Genomic DNA, 22824 nt, shown 5'->3' with positions numbered 1-22824 from the left:
ATCAACATAGTAAATTCAAATTACTACATTAATCTTCTTATATACTCTATTTATTGATCGCTAAAGATTTCTTTAACGTCTGTTTCAATAATAATGGTGAAATTAAGGTTACCAAAATGATTACTAAAATCATGGCCGAATAATCGGTATTATTCAAAAGACCTGCTTGATGTCCAATCTGAGCTGTTATGAGGCCCATCTCGCCTCTAGCAATCATACCTGTTCCAATTACCGAACTACTTAGAGAATCAAATCCACTCAGTTTTGCACCTAAACCACAACCAATCCACTTAGTTAAAGCAGCTAACACTACCAAAACGACTACTAAAACTAGATTTCTCAAAAAATGATCCAAGGTCATATTTAAACCTACGCTAACGAAGAAAACCGGAATAAAAATCGAATTTCCTAATGGTTCTACATGATCCGCTAAAATATGTTTATAAGGTGTATTAGCAACGGCTATTCCAGCGAAAAATGCTCCAATAGCTCCACTTAATCCAACTAAATTAGCCAACCAAGCCATGCTCAAACATATAATCATCGACATAATCGTCACGCTTGAAGGAACGATCAGACGTTCACCCAAACGCATTAAATAAGGCGCAATCCATTTTACTAACAAAAAGGTTCCACAGAAAAAAGCTAATTGTTCTAACAGAATAAATAAAATTCCCGGTTGACTTGAACCTGCGTGAATTCCTTGACTAGCAAGTAAACTGATCATCAAAGATAGCAAAAGTACCCCAATAATATCGTCTGCCACTGCCGCTCCTAAAATTGTTGCTCCCTCTCGAGTTGATAAGGCCTGATATTGTTTTAAAACTGCCACCGAGATAGAAACTGATGTAGCTGAAAAAACTACTCCGATAAATAAAGCTTCTAAAAATGAAAAACCGAATAAATATGTCACTCCACCCATGACAACTACCGGCAAAATAACTCCTGAAACTGCCACGATGATTGCTGGCTTTAAATACTTACGTAATAATTTCAAGTCACTTTCCAATCCACCTAAAAACATTAAAATAACTACACCAATGTCAGAAAATGCTGTGACTAAATTATCCAACTTAATCCAATCAAGCATTGCCGGTCCTAAAACGATTCCTACTAATAATTCACCAATAACGGCAGGAATTCCTATTCGATTAGCAAAATGGCCCGCTATCGTGGTCGTGATCAAAATAAGACATAGTGGTCCGATAAAATTCATTTGATCCCCCCGTTTTAAATATTTCAAAAATATTTTTATTAAATTTGTTATCATACATTCTACTACACTGTTTTAATAAAAAAAAACATGGCTGCCGTTTTTCAAATTCCATTCTCAAAATCAATTAATATTAATCCACTATTCAGAATTCTGTTGAAAAAAGATAATCCTGGATGGAATTATCTTTTTAAGTAAATATAGTATAGATGTTCTACCCACCTTTATTTCTGATAATATATATTTAGATAGATCATCAAAAAAACAATAATACATATTTGATAAATATCTAAATCATTTAAATTTTACTGCTTCTCAATTATTTATATTAATCAAAAATCAAAGGATGGCGATAATAATGATTAGAAGATTTGGTAGAAAGATTAACTATGTTCCACTGTTGATAACATTAATTATTGGAGTTGGCATTGGCATAGTTTGTTTCCTGATTTCAAGAAACATTTTGATAGGTATTATGTTTGGTTTACTTAGTATTATTATTGCTTCTAGCATTATCTCAATAAACATTCAGAAATATTTTGGCTACTGGGAGATTTCAAAAGACGGCATCCAATATTGTGAATACGATAGTTTTGGAAAACGAATATCGGCAATTTTCTTTCCACATTTTGTTAAAAACATTTCAATTAATATCAATAATATAAATTCAATTTCGCTTAAAAAAAATAAAGGACTTTCTGATCCAAAGGGAATAGGTCCTAATGGTGCTATAGATTCAAGTTACTACATCGTTGGATCAGCGCTGAATGATTTCACTGACAAATATTTTTTTAATGTCGCCCTGACTAATGGTAAAAATATTGATCTATCAGCATTCGATGATACTAATGATATTAATAAAATAGTGTCAGATATTTCAAATATTATTGGAAAAGAAGTATTTGTAAAGTCTACGAGACTAGGACAAAAGCCTCGGACTAGAAACAAGCTCTAGAAATCGAGATACAAAAATCCCTTTATGATTGTCAGATGAAATAATTAAATTCATCTGATATTCATAAAAGGGATTTTTTATATCCAAAGGTAAACATGCAACTAAAAAAAGAATCATTTTAGCATGGATACCATGATTTCACATTATTGAAGATACTTGAAAACTTGTTGACCTGCTTGGCGTCCGAAAACCACTGTTTCAGCAATTGAATTGCCGCCTATACGATTGTTCCCATGCAAACCGCCAACCACTTCACCGGCAGCAAACAGGCCTTTAATAACTTGATTATTTTCATTCAAAACTTGCGTCTGTGGATTAATGGCAACGCCACCCATTGTGTAATGAACGGCTGGAGCAATATGGATAGCAAAGAATGGACCTTGAATTATTTTTCTGTCCATCCCCGTAGTCCGATGAAATTCTAGGTCATCTTTTTTAGCAACCGCAAAATTCCACTTATCCACCGTCATTTGTAATGTCTGTGGATCAAACCCAACTTTATCCGCTAATTCTAACAAATTTTGACCAGATTCGACCAAGCCAACATGATCATAGAATTCAATTGCTTTAACTCGTTTTCTAATTCCGGTATCAAAAATCAAGTAAGCGCCCGTACCACCTAAATCGTCAATAGCCTTAGTAACATTCTTTCTCGTATCCAATTCATTAACAAAGCGCACTCCTTGTTTATTAACCAAGATAGCTCCCTCGCCACGTACGGCCTCGCCAATTAAAAAGGCATGTGACGTATCCTGTTGAACAGTTGGATGAACTTGTACTTGATCCATATCGACCAACTTAGCTCCAATTGCTTTTGCCAATTTTATCCCATCACCTGTGGCACCTGGCTGGTTAGTCGTTTTTAATTTAAGTAAATCATTGCGATATTTTTCTAACAAGTCTTTACCCGCACCAAAACCACCAGTAGCTAGAATTACTGCACCGGCATGTATCTCTTTTTCTTTGTCTGTAATAACACCAGAGATTTTTCCATCAGTCATCAACAACTTATCCACTTTAATTTTATCAAAAAGCGGTATTTGATCTTTTTTAACCAATTTCAACAATTCCGTAACTAAATATCCACCAATTGGTGCCATTGAACTAGGACGATGCGTGCGCATAGTTTTCATACCACCAGTTATCGTCAAATCATCCAATTCAATGCCATGCTTTTCTAGCCAATCAATTGCCAATGCACCATGCTCAGTGAAAAACTTCAATAACTCTGGATTATTTTTCTTGCCGCCACCAACAAAGGTTTCGTCATAAAAAGCTTGAAAACTATCCACAATTTTATGATTCAATTGTACAAAAGTTTCAGCTGCGTTCATCCCCGAAGAAGCACGTGTGGTATTGCCACCGATTTTATCCATTTTTTCAAGAATTACCGGCGAAAGTCCTAATTCATAAGCTTGAATTGCACTCGTCAAGCCAGCTCCGCCGGAACCTATAATAATCACATCATAATTATCCTGTAACTGTTCAATTTTAGTTGGTTTAAAAACAAATTTTTCAGCCATCTTATTTCTCCTCAATATTAGTCATATCAATCGGTACGACCCATTGATCAAATTGTTTCTCAGTTAGTAATCCTGATTTGATTGCTGCCTCTTTTAACGTCATCCTATTAGCCTGAGCATTTTGAGCTATCTCAGCACTTTGATGATAACCGATATGTGGTGAGAGTGCCGTAACAGTCATTAATGATTGATCAACCAATTGTGTCATCCGTTCCTCATTAACAGCCAACCCAGCAATCAACTTATCTGAAAAGCCAGTCATAGTTCCGGTCAATAATTCACACGATTCTAAGAAAGCACTGATCAAAACTGGTTTATAGACATTCATTTCAAAATTACCTTGACTAGAGGCAACATTTACTACAACATCGTTTCCCATTACTCGAACTGCTGCCATTGTCAAAGCCTCAGCCTGTGTGGGATTGACTTTACCAGGCATAATCGAAGATCCGGGTTCATTAGCGGGAATATTTAATTCTCCGTAACCACTCCGGGGACCACTAGCTAAGAAACGAACATCATTAGCAATTTTTAATAAATCGCTTGCCAACGTCTTAATTGCTCCATGGACCACATTTAACCCAGAATGGGCTGCCAAACCGTAAAATTTGTTCGTATCAGCTGTAAAGAAATGATTGAAAACTTGAGTCATCTGTTCAGCAATCTTATCAGCAAATCCAAAAGCGGCATTCAAGCCCGTTCCAACAGCAGTCCCACCAATAGCCAGTTCACTTAAAGTTTTATTTAATTCCTTCAAGTAAGAAAGATCATGTTCCAACATACTGACCCAACCACTAACCTCTTGGCCAAAAGTTAAAGGTGTGGCATCTTGAAGATGTGTGCGACCAATCTTAACAACTTTCCAATATTTTTCTTGTTTTTGTTTTAATTCATCAATCAAATGCTTGGTTGCACCTTCTAACTTATCCACAGCCAAAGCAGCAGTGATATTCATTGCTGTGGGGAATATATCATTAGAACTCTGTCCATGATTGACATCATCGTTGGGAAGAATTTCGATTTCAGGATCAATTACTTGAGCCATATGCGAAACGACTTCGTTTACGTTCATATTCGTCTGTGTTCCTGAACCCGTTTGATAAATAACCAATGGAAAATCTTTTCGCAGATCTTCATCACTTAATTCCAATAGCCGATCGATACTTTGCACAATTAAGTCAGCTTTTTTGGCACTAATCACTTTGCTTTCTTTATTTGCAATTGCCGCAGCTTTTTTGATCTGCAACAAAGCCTTAATGATCTCTAGAGGCATTTTTGCACCAGTGGAAAAATTATTGCAACTTCTTTGCGTCTGTGGACCCCACAAAGCACTACTTGGAATCCTAACTGGTCCTAAGGTGTCTTCTTCAGTTCTATAATCTGCCATCAAATTCCCTCCAAATATTGTAATTAATTCAATTATAACGAAATTAACGACCGAGAAAAATATAAAAGAACTCAAGACTAAAAAAGACCATCCCTCTACTTGAGGGACAGCCATTTAAAATATTATTATGCAAACCTTTTAGCTTCTTTGATAACTCTTAAAGCACGTTTGCGTGTTTTGATATTAGGACTTTTCAACTGTCTATAAGCAGTTGCTAATGCTACTTTTTCCATAATTACTCCTTACCAGCTAGCTTTTTGAACGCCAGGGATCTTACCTTCATGAGCTAACTTTCGAAAATTCAAACGTGACATTCCAAACTTACGCATATAAGCATGCGGACGTCCATCTAATGAATCACGATTCTTGATTCTAATTGGACTTGAATCTCTTGGTAATTTTGATAAACCAATGTAGTCCCCTTGTGCTTTCAATTCTTTACGTAATTTGGCATATCGTTCAACCAATTCTACTTGTCGTTTATTCTTTGCAATTTTTGATTTTTTAGCCATTATTTTACCTCTTTAAAAATTTCTTTTTGTCTAGTTTTTGGTGAATATTTTCTTAATTCCAAACGATCAGGGTTATTTTGTTTGTTCTTGCTAGTTAAATAGAGACGTTCATTCGTCTTACTACATTCTAAAATAATATTTTGCCGCATTATTTCCCTCGCTTAATTAAATGATAATTTTTACTGTTTGTATTCTAAAGATTTATTACCACTAAGTCAACTAATTAGTTTAAAACAATTAATTTCAAAAAATAATTTCTTTTATGTTGACATTAGTTCGGCACCGAACTATACTTCTATTTGCAATAAAGTTCGGTACCGAATTAATTTAAAAAAACGAAATGAGAAAATTTAACTATGAGTCAACTTACAGACGATCTAATGAAACAAATGCGATACATCAATGAAGCAGCCAATTACTTCATGAGTCAAAAGAAACAGAAATTAACTGGCCAACAAAGAGTTCTAGCTATTTTAAAACTTGAAGATGGACTAACTCAAAATTACTTAGCTGAGGTACTCGACCTCCGCCCTAGTTCTTTAGCTGAATTGATGAAGAAGATGGAAACTAAGGATTTGATCACTCGGAAAGAAGATTCTAAAGACAAACGTAGTAAACGTGTGTATTTAACTGCCGCTGGTCAAGCAAAAGCTAAAGAGAATGCTTCTTTAAAAAATGAAAGTTACAGTGAAACTTTTCTTGCTGGTTTAAACGAAGACGAAAAATCTCAATTCAGTACTTATCTTCAAAAAATCTCTGACGGTTGGGACGACGACTTTAAGCAAAATGCTAACAAGTTTGTCGACCCCACTGATCGTTTCAAGGCCATGTTAGAAATGCGTGATCAGATGATGAAATTACATCAGGATATGTCTCCAGAAGATATTTCCCATATGCGACATGAAATGAGAAAAAACTTACATAACATGCCTTTTGATCAAAATTGTATGCCTGATTTCGGTCACAGAATACATGGACATGGCCGTCCAGATTTACGAAACGACTTCTGGCGTGGCAAAGAATTTTAACCTTGTGAGGATAATAAAATGCAAAATGAAATAACGATGACAAAATCCCTTTCCCAGAAATCTAAAAAATTTAAATTTAAGGATTTTCTTCATCTAATCAACAGCGTTAATCCTAAAAAATCACTTTTTATTTTAGGAATGCTATTGAGCCTTGTCACCAGTGGAGCTAGCTTGATTGTTCCTCAATTAACCAAAAATTTAGTTGATACTAGCGGCTTGTCAAAAATTGACAGTAAAATGCTTATCGTTTTAATTCTCGCTTTTGTAATTCAATTAGGTTTTGGAACGATTGGCGGCTATATCTTACGATACGTAGGTGAAAGCTCTGTAAAGAACCTTCGTGAAAAATTATGGGCCCACCTTTTGAAATTACCTGTTACCTATTTCGATGATCATAAATCAGGCGAAAGCAGTTCACGATTGGTCAATGATACCAGTGTTATCAAAGATCTTTTTACCTCTCAATTTCCCAATTTCATCACCGGAGCCATCCAATTAATTGGTTCAATGTTTATCCTCTTTTTCATGGATTGGAAAATGGCTTCATTGATGTTTGGCGTAGTACCAATTATCGTTTTAATCTTATTGCCAATTGGAAAAATTATGTCTCGCTTAGGACGCAAACTCCAAGCAGCTACCGCTGACTTCAATGCTGATGCCAGTGAGAAATTATCAGAGATTCGCTTAATCAAATCTAGCAATGGTGAAAACTTTGAACAGGTAACTGGCGGAAATTTCATCACTAAGATTTTTAGAGTTGGTATCAAAGACGCCAAAGTCGAGGCCGTCTTGCAACCTATTATGACGACTGTCATGTTAGGAATCTTTGTCGGTATTCTAGGTTATGGGGCAGTGAGAATTCAGCAAGGAACCCTTTCTAGTGGCTCTTTAGTGGCTTTTTTACTCTATCTCTTCAACATCATTACTCCAATCGCTAGTTTTGCTACTTTCTTTTCTCAAGTTCAAAAAGCCATGGGATCAACTGAAAGAATCCAAGAAATTCTTACGACCGAACCTGAGAATACAGCAACCGGTCAAGAAATCGACGTTCAAGGACAGACCGTCATAGCCCAGAATTTGAATTTCAGTTATGACGATCATCATCAGATTTTGAATGATGTCTCCTTTGAAGCCAAGCCCAATACGGTCATTGCATTTGCAGGCCCTAGTGGTGGTGGTAAATCAACTATCTTCTCTTTACTGGAAAGATTCTACCAACCTGACAGTGGAAAAATTTTAATCGGTGAAGATGATATTTCACAAATAGATCTAAGCAATTGGCGCTCCCAAATTGGTTACGTTTCACAAGATAGTGCTGTTTTTGCTGGTAGTATCCGTGACAATTTACAGTATGGTTTAGATCAAGAATTGACTGACGAACAACTCTGGAACGGATTGTCTTTGGCTTATGCCGATGGTTTCGTAAAAGAATTCCCTGAACAATTAGAAACACAAATTGGTGAACGTGGCGTTAAATTATCCGGTGGTCAAAAACAAAGAATTGCCATTGCTAGAGCTTTTCTTCGAAATCCTAAGATTTTAATGCTCGATGAAGCCACTGCTAGTCTGGACTCAGAATCAGAGGAGAAAGTCCAACGTGCCTTAGATCAATTAATGATTGGGCGTACAACTTTAGTAATAGCACATCGACTATCTACAATCGTTGACGCAGATCAAATTTATTTTGTTGAACAGGGACACATTACTGGACACGGAACCCATAAAGAATTGATGCAGAATCACAAACTTTATGCCCAATACGTCAATGAACAAATGGTCAATTAGGATTTTAATGATTTTCAAAAGAAATATATTTTTCATATAAAATAATGGACCAAGGTAATCAAAGTATGATTGCCTTGGTCCATTTGCCTAACTGCTCAAAAATTGACCATATTATTTATATTTAATGTTGAATAAATGGATACCATCCTGCCAAGGCAAACCCTAAAACAGCGACTACCAAGCAAAGAACTATTACTGACCAAATCAAAGATTTAGATAACTGTTTTTGATCTTTCTTAGCAAAGGCAATTTCAACTAAAGCTATAAATGCCAAAGCTACCAATACTTTAATAATAAGTAACACTGGTTCAACCGACCATGCCCGAATTCCCAATTTAATTCCTGTACCAATAATTACAAGATAACCAACACGTGTAATCATTTCATAAATTTTTGTATGTGAATTAGTAAAAAGCGCTAATAGAATCATAATTGCCATTACGATCCATGTTATTAAATGTGTCCATAACCAAACCATATAATCCCCCTCTTAATGCTTTCTCTCATAAAATTTAATTCTGTTCCAAGATACTTTTGGCAATATCCTCAGTCCTACTGTCATAAGCAACTAAAAAGGCTTCTGTGTCAACATCGGCTTTCTTTATTGTCTCAATAGCTATCCAAATAGCCTCGTACAAAGGATAACCATAAACTCCAGTACTCAAAAAAGGAACCGCAATCGTCCAAAGTTTTAATCTTTTAGCCCAGAGCATGATCGACTTATAGTCACTGGTCAACAAGGCTTCTTCTCCAGAATGACCATCAATATATCTGGGACCCACAGCATGAATGACGTAATCAGTCTTCAAATTATAAGCTTTGGTAAATACTGCAGTCCCAGTAGGAGTTCCGTGAAAAGCTAACATATCCTTCTTTAAATTGGCACCTGCCCTAGCATTTAAAGCACCATCGACCCCACCTCCGGGAATCAAAGCACTATTGGCTGCGTTAACAATCGCATCCACACGAAAAGGTAAATCAGCAATATCAGCTCGAATAATTGTAACTTTAGACAATTTTTTCCTACTCCTTTAATGCGTATTTTTTAATAGCAAAAGAAACTCCATTTTCATTATTACTTTTAGTCGTTACTTGTGCGTGATGCTTAACTTCTTCTGGAGCATTTTGCATTGCTACACCTAATCCCGCTAAATCTAGCATTGGAACATCATTAAAATTGTCGCCTAGAGTCATCGTCTCACTTAAATTGATTTCATAGTAGTTGACCAATTCACGTAAAGCTTTTTCCTTAGATACTTGTTTATTAGTAATCTCTAAATAATTATCTTTAGATAAATAAAATGAACTGTCAGAATAATTAGCTTCTTCCAAAAACTGCTTTACCCTTTTAATTTCAGACGTTTCACCAATTAATAATAATTTATGCACGGGGATTTTATCTTTTGCTACCAATTGAGTCAAATCAGTTTCAATTGGAACCATCTTTGTAATATCTGCTTCAATTTTAACCCATTTATCGATATTTTCCACATACCAATTTGAGCCAGAATACAGATTAATTGCTATTCGTGGAAATTTATTCATTAAAATATTTAATATCTGCTGTGTTTCCGAGATTTTTAATTCATGACTCAAAATCGTCGTATATTTTTCTGCTTGAAGATTTTTAACTACTAAAGCACCGTTATAACAAGCAATTGGGTTATCTAATACATCCAATTTTTTAGCAATGGATACCATCCCTTTAGGAGATCGAGCTGAAGCTAAAATGAATGGAATCTTCTTTTGTCGTAATTTCTGTATATTATTCTTTAAACCACCATCAATCATATTTTTATCATCAAGAATTGTTCCATCAATGTCGCTCAAAATTAATTTAATCTGCTTCATCCCACACGCCTCCATTAAATCCTTATAATAGAATAATTTTAATAATTTTCTTATTATTAATTGTATAACATTTCCTGAGTATCTTCTTATCAACATTTTCCCATCATAGGTATAAAATTAAGGTAATTATGGGGATTTTATCTAATTTAAAAGAGGTGGACTTAATGAATACACTTGTTCCATATATGAATGTTCTACAAAAAATTTCGACTTATTGGGGTGCTGTCACAGTCGTCATGTTAATTATTTTCCTTTTCATGTGGTTAAAAGAACCACGACGTTTAATCAACGGTATTACTTTTTCGATTTTTTTCTTTAGCTTTCTAGCAGAATTAGCCGTTTTGATTTTTAGTACCGGTAATTTACCATTCGTTACCGTGATGGGGATTATCTTCCTACTAATATTGGGGATAATCTCTTTAGTCCTGATATCTATGTGGGCTTTACTGTTATGGAATGCCATAATCGTTTGGAAACATGAGAGCCATACTTTATCAAATATGCTTACTTTGTTACTAGGAATTTTTTTGATTGTACTGTGGTTTGTAAATGGACTTCTAGCTGGACATTCACAATTTTTACCTAATTGGTTCAATACTTTAATTTCCGGTTTACCAGTCATCGGTGCTTATTTAATACTTTGCTCGTACAATTTCTTGGTAAACGTCTTGTTGTATCAATTCTTCCCTAGAGGATATAAAGCTAATTATTTGATTGTTTTGGGAGCAGGATTAATCAATGGCGACACTGTTTCCAAATTATTGGGCAATCGAATTGATGCAGCAATTAAATTTGCTAATAAACAAATCGAAAAAGGACACCCAGCTCCCAAAATTGTCTTTTCTGGTGGTCAGGGAGCTGACGAAAAACTCTCTGAAGCAAAAGCCATGGCAAATTATGCGATTGATCATGGTTGGGATAAAGATTTAATTATCTTGGAAGATAAATCTAAGAATACTCTTCAAAATATGCAATTTTCTAAATCTCTGATTGAAGAGGATTCAAGTGGCAATAAGGTTTATACAAAATTTTTCAGCAATAATTACCACATCTTTCGAGCTGGTCTCTATGCCAAAATGGCTGGTCTAGCCGCCAATGGAATCGGAGCACCAACCAGACTTTACTTTTTACCTAATGCTTTGATTAGAGAATTTGTTGCAGTTCTACTGATGAACAAAAAGCGGCACATCATTATGATCTCGATTATTCTCTTCTTTATCTTACTGATGGTTGCAATTACAATTTATACAGATATTGTTGCAAAATAAGAATAGCGGATTTACTAACTCAAATTGAATTAGTAAATCCGCTTTTTTTATCGGTAACTTTGAATCAATGAATCTTTTTTACCACGAAAAATTTCGTATTTTCGTAATTATAATACTGTTTTGAAAAAGCTAATAGTTCGCCATTGCTTAAATAGGATTCGTCATTAATCAATAAAGATGGTGAATTAACTGATAAATTCATAAATTCAGCCGCATCTTGAGGTAAAAATGTCGACATGATAATTTCATCAATGAACCCGATTTGAGTTTTTCGACTCTCTTCAAAATATTCAAACAATGATCCATATAGAGCCTTCATCGGGATATTATCTATTAAACTCTTACGATAATAAGAATGCTCCATTAAATATGGCTTACCATCTAAACACCGGTATCGTTTAATATCAATTAATTCGTCATCATCTTTAAAGTGATACGTCTTCGATAAAAAATCAGCTTCTGAGGCTTTAATAACTCGCTGTGAAGCAGTTTTAGTCGTTAAATTTCTACCGATTCGTCTCATCTCTTCTGATAAACCAGTTTCGTGTTCAATTGCAATTGAATCTCTTGTCTGTTGATGACGAACAAAAGTCCCTACCCCATGTACTTGATAAACATATCCCATTAAATTCATTTGTTTCAATGCTTGTCTTAAGGCATAGTGGGTTATTTGATAGTGTTTCATTAAAAGTGGTTCTGAAGGTAATTTCAAATTATCATCAACTAATTCACCTGATTGAATCTCAGAAATCATTCTTTTCACTATTGAATCTAAATCAACTTTTTCAGCCATTACTAAATTTCCTCTCTATTTAATCCCGATAATCTTGTGAGTCTTTTTTCGATGTTGCAGAGGCGTCTGTTTATAACGTTCTTTAAATGACATATAAAAACTTTTCTCATCTGGAAAGCCAGTATCAAAAGCAATTTTATTGAAATTATCATTCGTCTGTTCAATTAATTCAGCAGCCTTTTGAACCCGTAATAGAGTCAGATATTTTTTCGGTGCAACACCCAAGTATTTTTTAAAAAGCTTAGAAAAGTATGCATAGCTGTAATTGTACTGTGATGCCAAATTAGATAAGTGAATCTCATCTTGATAATTATCGTGAAAATCTTTTATAATTTCCGCTATTACTTCAGGAATATTAGTTTTAATAGTCCTCTCAACTGTAAAATCATTGACCAAAATACTAATAATCCTAATTTCTAAATTTAATTTCATTAGATGATTCCTGTCTGAATTAACTTGCTGTGCATAAGTATTTAATTCTTCGATCAACTTAACTAAGGCATTAAAACTAGAACGTTGCTGTTTATTTTGTGGAGACTTAATTAAGGCAAATGATTTTGTCGCCATAGTTTCCGGTAAACACTTCCTTAACCACTCGTAATTGAGCAATAAAGTTAGAATTCGATCATTTTTGGTAATCACGCTATCGAATCCGTGGATCAAACGTGAATTGATAATATAAATATCGCCTTGCTTCAACGAATACCTATTATCTTCAATATAGATGTCTCCGGGATAACCTTTTTCAACATAAGTGATTTCCACAGCCTCATGCCAATGAGGAACTACATACTTCTTACCGATTGGACGATGATAGATCAACTTAATTGGATCAATTTGATTAAATTCCAAGAATTCCATTGGAGTTGACATAATTTAGTCCCCTTTCAAAAGAACAAAAATCGGTAGTCAATTGAACAAATAACAACTTATCCTAAGATAGTGTATGCGATTACAATAGTATCTGTCAATGAGTTTAGTTAACTATCTTTCATGATAAATAAAATTGTGGGAGCAAAAAATGGTACATTTAAAAATAAATTATTTTTCCAATGCACTTTTAAAAGATTGTCAAATGGACGTTTGTCTTCCAGATGAGAATAAAACTAAAGACAAGCTACCAATTATCTATCTTTTACACGGCATGAGCGACGACAATACATCTTGGATCAGAAAGACTCGCGTCGAGCGTCTATTAAAGAGCACCAAGGTCGCTTTAGTCATGCCCAACGCTGATTTGAGTTGGTATGCCAATACCCCTTATGGGATGAATTACTACGACGAAATTGCTTATGAAATTCCCCGAGTGATCCATGAACTTTTTCCACAACTTTCAGATAAACGAGAAAAAAACTTTGTTGTCGGTTCTTCAATGGGTGGTTATGGAGCCTTCAAACTGGCTTTATCAACGAATAAATTCAGTTACGCCGCAGCCTTGTCAGGTGCCTTTAATCCGAAATCTAATTTAGTTTTAAGAAGTTTCCGTCCTGAAAAGTACTGGTATGGAACACTTAATCAATTAGACGATTTTGATACTTCGGTGGATAACTTGGACTACTTGGCTAAAACTAGGTCTACTAGTGAACCCTTGCCAAAATTCTTTGCCTGGTGTGGAAAACAAGATTTCCTTTATCAAGACAATCTCAATTTTATTAACACAATGAATCAGTTAAACATTCCTATTGAACATAAATTTACAGATGGCAAACACGATTGGTACTACTGGGATAAGTATCTTGAAGAAATTCTCAAGTGGCTACCAATCAACTACTCACCTGAGGAAAGGTTATCGTAAAGGAGAAAAAGATGAAATATACTGAGGATGCAAAAAAAATCATCTCCCTTGTTGGTGGAGAGGAAAACATCAACACTTTGATTCACTGTATGACCCGTTTGCGTTTTACTCTAAAAGATGAAGCAAAAGCTGACACTGCAGCAATTGAAAAACTTGATATTACCATTAAAGTTATGAAAGCCCAGGGGCAGTATCAAATTGTTATTGGTAATCGAGTTAGTGACGTCTATGACATTATTATTAATGAACTACCTAACTTAGCTGAATCCAAAGAAACACCTCCAGAACCTTCAGAAGAACCAAAGCCAAAAGGTTTCGCCCAACATTTTAGACATGGCTATGATGAATTTATTGGAGTTTTAACAGCATCTATGATGCCAATTATCGGTGTTCTAGCGGGATCCGGTATTACTAAGGGAATTTTAGCAGGTTTAGTAAGTGCTCATGTACTCAGCGACAAGTCAGGTATTTTCTTACTAATAAATACAATGGCCGACACAATTTTTTACTTTCTTCCCGTTATTCTAGGATTCACTGCCGCCAAAAAACTCGGCTCTGATCCGATTGCAATTGCTGTTATTGGAGCTTTTCTAATTCATCCTAATATTATTGGAATTGCTCAAGCTAAGACCCAGGAAATCGGCTTATTCGGCGACTATGCAGTAAAGATCATGAATTATTCTGGATCCGTCTTTCCCATTATTGTCGCAGCCTGGTTAGGCAAATATTTAGAAAAATATATTAAGAAGATTATCCCTGAAATGATTCAAGGTATCTTTGCCCCTATTATTGAAATTATTATTCTTTCGTTCATTCTTTTACTAGCGGTTGCACCAGTTATCACTGTTTTAAGTAAAGGTTTGGCTGACGGTATCTCAATTCTACTTTCTTTCAATGGGATTATTGGTGGAGCAATTTATGGAGCCTTCTACCCAATTCTAGTTGTCTTCGGACTTCACTGGCCCCTTATTCCCATTGTTATCAACGATCTTGCGGTTAACGGTCAAAGTGTCATCTGTGCTTTAACTTCAATCACTGCCGTTGGAATTGCCGGAAGTGTATTAGCTGTAGCCATTAAGACTAAGAAGAAAAAGTTAGAAGCTTTAGGCTATTCTGCTGGTGTTTCTGCCTTTTGTGGAATTGCAGAACCTTCACTTTATGGTATTTTATTAAAATATAAGAAAGTCTTTTATATGACTATGATTGGTAACGCCTTGGGTGGCGCTGTTGCTGGTGGTATGCATTTAGTAATTTATGGTTTCACTGGCAGTCTAATTGGTTTCCCATCTTTTATTAATCCTAAAGCAGGAATTGATTCAAACTTTACGGCTTACATAGTTTCACACTTAGTTGCCTTTATCGCTGCCTTTGTATTAACTTACTTGTTCGGTTTCAATGACAAGATGGTTCCATCAGATAAAGAAGCGTAAATAACAAAAAATACTCCATAACTGTTAGATTTAGGTCTAACAATTATGGAGTATTTTTATCCACAAGTGGATAAGTTTTAATTTTCATCCAACAATTGTCCCACAACAACTGCCGTATAGTGATAATTTTTCTCTTCTTCTTCGACACCAGTCTTAAAGAAACCAATTTTAGCCAAAAAATGCTCACTTTGGGGATTACCCTTTGCATAGGCTAGTCCAATTTCTTTGAAGCCTTCCGCAGACAAAGCTGTAAAAATTTCGTTCATAATATCTGTTCCAATCCCTTTACCAGAATACTTAGCATCAACCATAAACAAACCGATCCAAACATTTTCTTTCTCAGGATAATTCAAAACTAAATCTAACATTGCAACTAATTTATCCCCGTCAAAAAATCCTAGATAATACTTATCATCTTTACTCGTATGTGGCGGTACAACTGTCATATCATGCCTAATCATCGGACGACTAATGGCTGGTGGACAATATTTGAAATACAGTGGATTACTTTGATTCAATTTCAAAATTATTTCTGTATCACTAGTCACTAAAGGCCTGACGGTATATTTACTTGATAGTTTCTGAATGTCCATAATTGTTCCTCCTCAAATCTACTTACATTATAGAACAAAAAAACATCCCTCGAAATTGAGAGATGTTTTTGAATCCAAAACTGGAAATATAAAATATTAACGTTTTGAGAATTGTGAAGCCTTACGGGCTTTCTTCAAACCTGGTTTCTTACGTTCCTTCATACGAGGGTCACGTGTCAAGAAGCCGGCTGACTTAAGTGATGGTCTGAAATCAGGATCAACATCAAGTAGGGCTCTTGCAATACCATGTCTAATTGCTCCAGCTTGTCCTGAGAAGCCTCCACCGTTAACGTTAGCAATAACGTCATAGCTGTCTGCTGTTTCAGTAACATCTAGAGGTTGTTTCATATCAGCAATCAAATTGTCAAAAGGAATGTAATCTTTGACATCACGTTTGTTGATAGTAATCTTTCCGTTTCCGGGTACTAGGCGTACACGAGCGACTGAGTCCTTGCGACGACCTGTTCCGGCGTATGATACTTGTGCCAAATTCTTTTCCTCCTTAAATTAGTTTGTTGATATCCAACTTTTCTGGATTTTGTGCTTGGTGGCTGTGATCTGAACCTGCATAAACATGCAACTTCTTAATCTCTTGACGACCAAGAGTGTTCTTAGGTAGCATACCGCGAATAGAATCTTCAACGAATCTTTCAGGCTTTGTAGCTTGTTTTTCGCCGGCACTAATACTCTTCAACCCACCTGGGTGATCTGAATGAGAATAGTAAATCTTATTCTTAGCTTTTTTACCTGTTAATCTAACTTTATCTGCATTGATGACAATAACATTATCACCTGTATCAACGTTAGGTGTGTAAGTTGGTTTGTTTTTACCTCTTAGAATAGAAGCAACAACAGATGAAAGTCTACCTAAGACAACATCTTCACCATCAATTACATACCATTTACGTTCAACTTCACTTGCTTTTGCTAATGGTGTTGTACGCACTTTAATTTCCTCCAGTTTCTACGTCTGTTTGACAACTCAATAAGTTTCCGGGGCTTATCGTGGGGCAAACAATACCAGTTACAATAATACTTTGATTCCTACTCCAAGTCAATGTTTATCCACAGATTCTTTAATAAAAAACCTCTTTTAAATATAAACCACTGGCTTGAGCTGTTCCCCTAGCTTGTTGACGATCTTTGACTTCGTATAAGCGCAAAAAATCATGGACGTCTCGTCGATTATTGCCAATCTCTAAGAGCGTCGCCACAATAATTCTAACCATATTATAAAGAAAGCCATTACCTGTAAATTCAAAAACTAATTCATTGTTCTCTTCATTATACTCAACTGTCGCAGAATAGATAGTTCTAACCTTATTTTCAATTACTCCACCGGAGGCAGCAAAACTCGTAAAGTCATGTTCACCAATCAAATCTTTAATTGCAATTTTTATTCTGTCAACATCGATTGGATAAGGGTAATGCCCTGTGTAAAACCTTTTAAATGGATCAGTATAATGTCCTAAATCCACACGATACATGTAGGTTTTCTTCTTAACATTGAAACGAGCATGAAAATTCTCATCGACTATCTCTGAATCTTTAATCAAAACATCTAAAGGCATCAATGTATTGATAGCTCTCAACATGCTGTCAGGTGGCAAGAATCTAGGATAATCAAAATGAACTACTTGCCCTAAAGCATGCACACCAGCATCAGTTCGACCTGAGGCAAAAACTTTAATTTCGTCACCGTTCGCAATTCGAGAAATAGCTTTTTCTAACACGCCTTCAACCGTCCTCAAATGCTTTTGCTTTTGAAACCCATGGAACTTGGTTCCATCATAAGCAACGATTAATTTGTATCTTGTTGTCATAAATTAATAACTCCGAATAAATAATAATATAATTGTTACCACAGCCATGAATAAAACCGTCACGTTATCACGCTTGCTCCAACTTAAGACACGATATTTACTACGTCCCTCGCCGTCTTTGTATCCACGGGATTCCATCGCTATCGCTAAATCGTAGGCAATTGAAAAACTACTGACAAACAATGGTATCAAGATTGGCACAAAGGATTTGATTCGCTTGATCAAGCCGCCTTCACCAAAGTCCACCCCTCTTGCACGCTGAGCATCCATGATCTTAGTCGTTTCATCCACCAACAAAGGAACAAATCTTAAAGCAATCGACAGCATTAAAGCAACTTGTGTAACTGGAAAATTCACCTTTTTTAAAGGCTTCAAAATGCTCTCGATCGAGTCGGAAATTTCGATTGGCGTGGTAGTTAGTGTTAATAATGTAGAAATAAAAATTATTAAAACAAATCTGATAAAAATATATGCTGCAATTACCATACCCTCTTTGGATAAAGTCAAAAATCCCCAATGCCACAGTGGATGATCACTTGGAGTAAAGAATAATTGCAGAATAACCGTAAAGAGAATTAACCAAATTATCGGTCTCAGTCCCTTTATAAAGAAGCTAAAGCTTATTTTCGATAAGTAGACAGCAAACAAAACAAATGCCATTAGAAACGCATATGATGCCACATTGTTGGCTAAAAAAACAATCCCAACAAAATAGAATGTCAAAAGAAATTTACCACGTGGGTCCAATTGATAAATCAATGAATCGCCGGGCAAATATCGTCCCATAATCAATTTATTCACTATTATCACCATTTACCTGTTGTTTTATTTCTGTGCCCAATTCATCAATTGTGATTGGCAATTTTTCAAATTTAAATCCTTTTTGAGACAAAGCCTGCGCAAATTGTGCACTCTTAGGCAAAGTTAAAAGATCATCTTTAATTAATTGCTGATTGTTAAAAACTACACTGGGAAGACCCTGAGCAACTAACTTACCTTGGTTCATAACAGCCATTTCGTCAGCATAGTTAGCCACATCATCCATATTGTGCGTTATCAAAATAATCGTCCTACCTTGATTCTGTAACTCTTTAAATAACTCCATGATCTCATGTCTCCCAACAGGATCCAAACCAGCTGTTGGTTCATCTAAAATAATTGTTTCTGGTCTACTAGCTAAAACTCCGGCAATGGCCACTCGACGCATTTGCCCGCCTGACAGATCAAAGGGAGATTTATCCAAATAGGATTCATCTAAACCAACTAATTGAATCATCTCATTAGCAGCTTTTTTAGCATCTGAAGCGTCAAATCCAAAATTCATTGGGCCAAACATAATATCTTTTTCCACAGTTTCTTCAAATAACTGACTTTCTGGAAATTGAAATACCATGCCGACCTTTTTTCTCAATGATTTCAAATTTTTATTATTCGTTTCTGAATCAATCACACGTCCGCCTACATTGATAGTTCCCGATGTTGGTTTTAGCAAAGCATTGATATGTCTTACTAATGTGGATTTACCACTACCAGTTTGTCCTACGATTGCTGTAAACTTCTTGTCCGCAATTGTCAGTGAAACATCATTCAAACCAAGGTTAGCCAGTGGACTATTGGCATCATACGAATGTGTTACATGTTCAAACGTAATTTCCATAATTGCTCCATTAACTCCTCTTCATTCAGATAGCCCTCAGGCAATTTAATTGAATCCCTTAAGGTCGACATTAATTCACTTGAAAACGGCTCCTCAAGTCCATATTTGCTCAAATGGGTACCCATATTGTAAATGTTGACTGGCTTGTCATCTTGAACAATCTGACCGTCATTTAAAACAACGATTCGTTGCGACAACTCCGTCTCAGATATGTCATGCGTAATTGAGATGATTGTTAAATCTTGTTTCTTTCGTAAATCTTGAATTAAATTCAACACTGTCTGTCGACCTTCTGGGTCTAACATACTGGTTGATTCATCCATGATGACAATTTGTGGTTTCGTTGCTAAAACTCCAGCAATTGCCACACGTTGCTTTTGACCACCTGATAAAGACTGCGGATCACGCCTTTTAAAATCAGACATTTTAACCAGTTTTAAAGCCCGATCAACTTCTTTGACCATCTGCTCCTTAGGCATGCCTTGGTTCTCAAGTCCAAACGCTACATCATCCTCAACTGTTGCTCCAACGAATTGATGATCAGGATTTTGAAAGATTATTCCAATTTTTGTGCGAGCTTCCCAGATATTCTCTTCGTTGATAATTTGACCATCGACTTCAATCGTACCAGAAGATGCCTCAATCAAGCCATCAATTAGTTTTGTCAAAGTCGATTTTCCACTACCATTTTTACCAACGATTGAGATCCATTCGTTTTTATAAATATCTAATGAAACATTTTTAATTGCTTCCTGCTTTGCTTCCGGGTAAGTGTAATTTAAATTTTTAATTGAAATGATTTTTTCCAAAAGTAATCTCCCCAAAATGTATTATATATATAATAACTAACTTCAAAAGTTAAGAAAACAAATTTGGGTAAAAAAAAATCATTCGACAAACTAGTGTCCCTAATTAAAGAGATCTCAGAGATAGACTTGGTTAAAAATAACCATCATCTTAACACTCACTAGTTTATCAGAATGACTGATTTTTTTGATTAATAAACAATTATTATTAAACTAATTCAATAATAACCATTGGAGCAGCGTCTCCACGACGTGGAGCTGTCTTCAAAATACGTGTGTATCCACCATTACGTTCTTTGTAACGAGGTGCAATATCACTAAATAATTTTTGAAGAGCTGATTGAACAACAACTGCATCATCTTCTTCTGAAATGTTAGCAACTTCGTTTCTAACATAAGCAGCAGCTTGACGACGAGCATGTAAATCTCCGCGTTTACCTAAGGTTATCATTTTTTCTGTTGTACGACTGATTTCTTTAGCACGAGTTTCAGTTGTAACAATATGTTCATTAATGATTAAATCAGTAGTTAAATCGCGTAACATTGCTTTTCTTTGTGAACTGTTACGTCCTAATTTACGGTAGCCCATGTCTATACCTCCTGTTTGAATTTGATATAATTAGTCTTCTTGCTTTAATGACAATCCAAGGTCAGCAAGCTTTTCTTTAACCTCAACAAGTGATTTGCGTCCAAGATTTCTTACACGCATCATATCTGCTTCAGATTTTTCAGTAAGCTCTTGCACAGTATTAATACCGGCACGCTTCAAACAATTATATGAACGAACTGACAAGTCAAGTTCCTCAATAGTCATTTCAAGTTTCTTCTCTTTTTGAGTTTCCTCTTTTTCGATCATCATATCAGCACTCTTAGCTTCTTCAGTAAGATTTACAAAACTTGTTAAATGTTCTGTAAGAATCTTTGCTGACAAACTAATAGCTTCGCGTGGTCCAATTGAACCATTTGTCCAGATATCGATTGTTAATTTGTCGAAGTCGTTTCTCTTACCCACACGAGTGTTTTCAACTTGATAGTTAACTTTTTCTACGGGTGTAAAAATTGAGTCAACTGGAAGAACACCAATAGGTGTTTCGTCCGTTTTATTTTGTTCTGCAGGAGTATATCCACGACCATTAATAACTGTCATTTGCATGTGGAAGTGTCCACCCTCAGCAACAGTACAAATAAATTGTTCTGGATCGAGGATTTCCAAGTCATCATCAGCTTTGATATCTTTAGCTGTAACAGTAGCAGGACCAACGACGTCGATCTCAGCTTTTAAACTGTCATCAGCATAAGACTTGAGCTTTAATTTCTTAACGTTTAACACGATTTGTGTAACGTCTTCAATTACGCCATCAATAGCTGAAAATTCATGCAATACACCATCTATTTGAATATCAGATACCGCAGTTCCTGGTAATGATGCTAACAAAACTCTACGTAATGAATTACCTAAAGTTGTACCATAACCTCTTTCAAGCGGTTCGATAATATACTTGCCATAATCTTTACTTTCTTCAACAGAAGTAATGGTTGGCTTTTCAAATTCGATCATTCGGTTAGTTCCCCTTTCAAAACGAAATGTGTGTAGCTTAGTTCATATGGGTATACAACCATTCTATACACGACGACGCTTTGGAGGACGAGAACCATTATGAGGAACTGGTGTAACATCACGAATAGCAGTAATTTCCAAACCAGTAGCTTGTAATGAACGGATTGCGGCTTCACGACCAGAGCCTGGACCCTTAACAGCTACTTCGACTGTTTTCATACCATGTTCCATTGATTCTTTAGCAGCAGCTTCCCCAGCCATTTGTGCAGCAAATGGTGTTGATTTACGACTACCCTTAAATCCTAATGCACCAGCTGATGACCATGAAACGGCATTACCGTTAACATCAGTGATCATAACAAGTGTATTGTTGAATGTGGAGTGGATATGTGCAACACCAGATTCAATATGCTTCTTAGTACGGCGTTTACGACCTTTAGTTTGTGCCATGATTAACCTCCTATCTTTATTTTAATTACTTCTTCTTACCTGTAATGGCAGTCTTCTTGCCCTTACGAGTTCTTGCATTATTCTTTGTGTTTTGACCACGAACTGGCAAACCACGACGGTGTCTCATACCACGATATGAGCCAATTTCTTGTAGTCTCTTGATGTTCATGCTTACTTCACGACGTAAGTCACCTTCGACACGAACTTTGTCAACTTCTGCACGAATTTTTTCTTCTTGATCAGGAGTCAAGTCTCTTGTACGAATATCCTCTGATACATCAGCGTTCTTCAACACTTTTTGAGCAGTTGTTTCGCCAACACCAAAAATGTATGTTAGGGCAATAACAATTCTCTTATCACGAGGTAAATCTACACCTGCTATACGAGCCATTAATCA

At 35.7% G+C, this 22824-nt stretch carries 28 protein-coding genes; 6 read left to right on the top strand and 22 right to left on the bottom strand.

Annotation, left to right across the window (positions count from 1 at the left end; genetic code table 11):
- Positions 1–46: 46 nt before the first annotated feature.
- Positions 47–1216, bottom strand: a complete 1170-nt coding sequence (locus LA20249_RS10775; protein ID WP_057738817.1) for a cation:proton antiporter — start codon at positions 1214–1216, stop codon at positions 47–49.
- Between the two features lie 355 nt (positions 1217–1571).
- Here LA20249_RS10775 and LA20249_RS10770 point away from each other — a divergent pair, with 355 nt between their 5' ends.
- Complete coding sequence (locus LA20249_RS10770; RefSeq protein ID WP_057738814.1) at positions 1572–2168, top strand: hypothetical protein; 597 nt, start codon at positions 1572–1574, stop codon at positions 2166–2168.
- A gap of 143 nt (positions 2169–2311) precedes the next feature.
- Here the strand turns inward: LA20249_RS10770 and LA20249_RS10765 are convergent, their stop codons facing one another.
- The 5 genes from LA20249_RS10765 to rpmG all read right to left on the bottom strand — a co-directional run bounded on the left by LA20249_RS10765 (position 2312) and on the right by rpmG (position 5739).
- Complete coding sequence (locus LA20249_RS10765; RefSeq protein WP_057738812.1) at positions 2312–3691, bottom strand: flavocytochrome c; 1380 nt, start codon at positions 3689–3691, stop codon at positions 2312–2314.
- Position 3692: 1 nt separating this feature from the next.
- Entirely contained in the window at positions 3693–5078 is a 1386-nt protein-coding gene (locus tag LA20249_RS10760; protein WP_057738810.1) for a class II fumarate hydratase, read from the bottom strand.
- Positions 5079–5203: 125 nt separating this feature from the next.
- Positions 5204–5311, bottom strand: coding sequence for a putative metal homeostasis protein (locus tag LA20249_RS10755; RefSeq protein ID WP_101836904.1), 108 nt, complete (start codon positions 5309–5311; stop codon positions 5204–5206).
- A 9-nt stretch (positions 5312–5320) separates the two neighbouring features.
- A complete protein-coding gene (gene rpsN / locus LA20249_RS10750) occupies positions 5321–5590 on the bottom strand; it encodes a 30S ribosomal protein S14 (RefSeq protein WP_057738807.1) in 270 nt (89 codons plus the stop codon).
- A complete protein-coding gene (gene rpmG, locus LA20249_RS10745; protein ID WP_057738805.1) occupies positions 5590–5739 on the bottom strand; it encodes a 50S ribosomal protein L33 in 150 nt (49 codons plus the stop codon). Before rpmG ends, rpsN begins: the two co-directional genes overlap by 1 nt.
- A gap of 207 nt (positions 5740–5946) precedes the next feature.
- Between rpmG and LA20249_RS10740 the strand changes: the two genes are divergently transcribed.
- Entirely contained in the window at positions 5947–6618 is a 672-nt protein-coding gene (locus LA20249_RS10740; protein WP_057738803.1) for a MarR family winged helix-turn-helix transcriptional regulator, read from the top strand.
- 18 nt (positions 6619–6636) lie between these two features.
- Positions 6637–8403, top strand: a complete 1767-nt coding sequence (locus tag LA20249_RS10735; protein WP_057738801.1) for an ABC transporter ATP-binding protein — start codon at positions 6637–6639, stop codon at positions 8401–8403.
- 121 nt (positions 8404–8524) lie between these two features.
- Here LA20249_RS10735 and LA20249_RS10730 read toward each other — a convergent pair whose 3' ends face one another.
- From LA20249_RS10730 to LA20249_RS10720, 3 genes are read right to left on the bottom strand one after another with little or no spacing between them, the layout of a single operon-like run.
- Positions 8525–8881: a YisL family protein gene (locus tag LA20249_RS10730; protein WP_057738799.1), complete on the bottom strand. Its 357-nt coding sequence runs from the start codon at positions 8879–8881 to the stop codon at positions 8525–8527.
- A gap of 34 nt (positions 8882–8915) precedes the next feature.
- The gene (locus tag LA20249_RS10725) at positions 8916–9419 is read right to left on the bottom strand and encodes a macro domain-containing protein (protein ID WP_057738797.1); all 504 of its coding nucleotides are present in this window, start codon (positions 9417–9419) and stop codon (positions 8916–8918) included.
- 7 nt (positions 9420–9426) lie between these two features.
- Positions 9427–10254, bottom strand: a complete 828-nt coding sequence (locus LA20249_RS10720; protein WP_057738795.1) for a Cof-type HAD-IIB family hydrolase — start codon at positions 10252–10254, stop codon at positions 9427–9429.
- Between the two features lie 164 nt (positions 10255–10418).
- Between LA20249_RS10720 and LA20249_RS10715 the strand changes: the two genes are divergently transcribed.
- Positions 10419–11522, top strand: a complete 1104-nt coding sequence (locus tag LA20249_RS10715) for a YdcF family protein (RefSeq protein WP_057738793.1) — start codon at positions 10419–10421, stop codon at positions 11520–11522.
- Positions 11523–11586: 64 nt separating this feature from the next.
- On the opposite strand, the gene LA20249_RS10710 is transcribed toward LA20249_RS10715, so the two are convergent.
- Together LA20249_RS10710 and LA20249_RS10705 are read right to left on the bottom strand one after the other, a co-directional pair.
- Complete coding sequence (locus tag LA20249_RS10710) at positions 11587–12315, bottom strand: GntR family transcriptional regulator (RefSeq protein ID WP_057738791.1); 729 nt, start codon at positions 12313–12315, stop codon at positions 11587–11589.
- A gap of 15 nt (positions 12316–12330) precedes the next feature.
- A complete protein-coding gene (locus LA20249_RS10705) occupies positions 12331–13188 on the bottom strand; it encodes an AraC family transcriptional regulator (protein WP_057738789.1) in 858 nt (285 codons plus the stop codon).
- Between the two features lie 148 nt (positions 13189–13336).
- On the opposite strand from LA20249_RS10705, the gene LA20249_RS10700 reads away from it, so the two are divergent.
- Positions 13337–14110, top strand: a complete 774-nt coding sequence (locus LA20249_RS10700; protein WP_057738787.1) for an alpha/beta hydrolase — start codon at positions 13337–13339, stop codon at positions 14108–14110.
- A gap of 11 nt (positions 14111–14121) precedes the next feature.
- Positions 14122–15540, top strand: coding sequence for a PTS transporter subunit EIIC (locus LA20249_RS10695; RefSeq protein ID WP_057738785.1), 1419 nt, complete (start codon positions 14122–14124; stop codon positions 15538–15540).
- Between the two features lie 77 nt (positions 15541–15617).
- Here LA20249_RS10695 and LA20249_RS10690 read toward each other — a convergent pair whose 3' ends face one another.
- The 11 genes from LA20249_RS10690 to rpsM all read right to left on the bottom strand — a co-directional run bounded on the left by LA20249_RS10690 (position 15618) and on the right by rpsM (position 22818).
- On the bottom strand, positions 15618–16133 hold the full coding sequence (locus LA20249_RS10690) for a GNAT family N-acetyltransferase (RefSeq protein ID WP_083477917.1): 516 nt from the start codon (positions 16131–16133) through the stop codon (positions 15618–15620).
- A gap of 96 nt (positions 16134–16229) precedes the next feature.
- Complete coding sequence (rpsI, locus tag LA20249_RS10685; protein WP_010018559.1) at positions 16230–16622, bottom strand: 30S ribosomal protein S9; 393 nt, start codon at positions 16620–16622, stop codon at positions 16230–16232.
- Between the two features lie 13 nt (positions 16623–16635).
- A complete protein-coding gene (rplM, locus tag LA20249_RS10680; RefSeq protein WP_057738781.1) occupies positions 16636–17079 on the bottom strand; it encodes a 50S ribosomal protein L13 in 444 nt (147 codons plus the stop codon).
- Positions 17080–17209: 130 nt separating this feature from the next.
- Entirely contained in the window at positions 17210–17956 is a 747-nt protein-coding gene (truA, locus tag LA20249_RS10675; RefSeq protein WP_057738780.1) for a tRNA pseudouridine(38-40) synthase TruA, read from the bottom strand.
- A 3-nt stretch (positions 17957–17959) separates the two neighbouring features.
- Positions 17960–18760, bottom strand: a complete 801-nt coding sequence (locus LA20249_RS10670) for an energy-coupling factor transporter transmembrane component T family protein (RefSeq protein WP_057738829.1) — start codon at positions 18758–18760, stop codon at positions 17960–17962.
- A complete protein-coding gene (locus LA20249_RS10665; protein ID WP_057738778.1) occupies positions 18750–19613 on the bottom strand; it encodes an energy-coupling factor ABC transporter ATP-binding protein in 864 nt (287 codons plus the stop codon). The genes LA20249_RS10670 and LA20249_RS10665 overlap by 11 nt, the downstream gene beginning before the upstream one ends.
- Complete coding sequence (locus tag LA20249_RS10660) at positions 19589–20422, bottom strand: energy-coupling factor transporter ATPase (RefSeq protein ID WP_057738776.1); 834 nt, start codon at positions 20420–20422, stop codon at positions 19589–19591. Before LA20249_RS10660 ends, LA20249_RS10665 begins: the two co-directional genes overlap by 25 nt.
- Before the next feature lie 205 nt (positions 20423–20627).
- The gene (gene rplQ / locus LA20249_RS10655) at positions 20628–21008 is read right to left on the bottom strand and encodes a 50S ribosomal protein L17 (protein ID WP_057738774.1); all 381 of its coding nucleotides are present in this window, start codon (positions 21006–21008) and stop codon (positions 20628–20630) included.
- Positions 21009–21038: 30 nt separating this feature from the next.
- Positions 21039–21977, bottom strand: a complete 939-nt coding sequence (locus LA20249_RS10650; protein WP_057738772.1) for a DNA-directed RNA polymerase subunit alpha — start codon at positions 21975–21977, stop codon at positions 21039–21041.
- A 63-nt stretch (positions 21978–22040) separates the two neighbouring features.
- The gene (rpsK, locus tag LA20249_RS10645; RefSeq protein WP_025084429.1) at positions 22041–22427 is read right to left on the bottom strand and encodes a 30S ribosomal protein S11; all 387 of its coding nucleotides are present in this window, start codon (positions 22425–22427) and stop codon (positions 22041–22043) included.
- Positions 22428–22452: 25 nt separating this feature from the next.
- The gene (gene rpsM, locus LA20249_RS10640) at positions 22453–22818 is read right to left on the bottom strand and encodes a 30S ribosomal protein S13 (RefSeq protein WP_057738770.1); all 366 of its coding nucleotides are present in this window, start codon (positions 22816–22818) and stop codon (positions 22453–22455) included.
- Positions 22819–22824 lie beyond the last annotated feature (6 nt).

This window comes from Companilactobacillus alimentarius DSM 20249 (assembly GCF_002849895.1).
GTDB classification, from domain to species: Bacteria; Bacillota; Bacilli; order Lactobacillales; family Lactobacillaceae; genus Companilactobacillus; species Companilactobacillus alimentarius.
The sequence above is the reverse complement of the archived record's forward strand: the minus strand, read 5'-3'. Positions and strand labels throughout refer to the sequence as shown.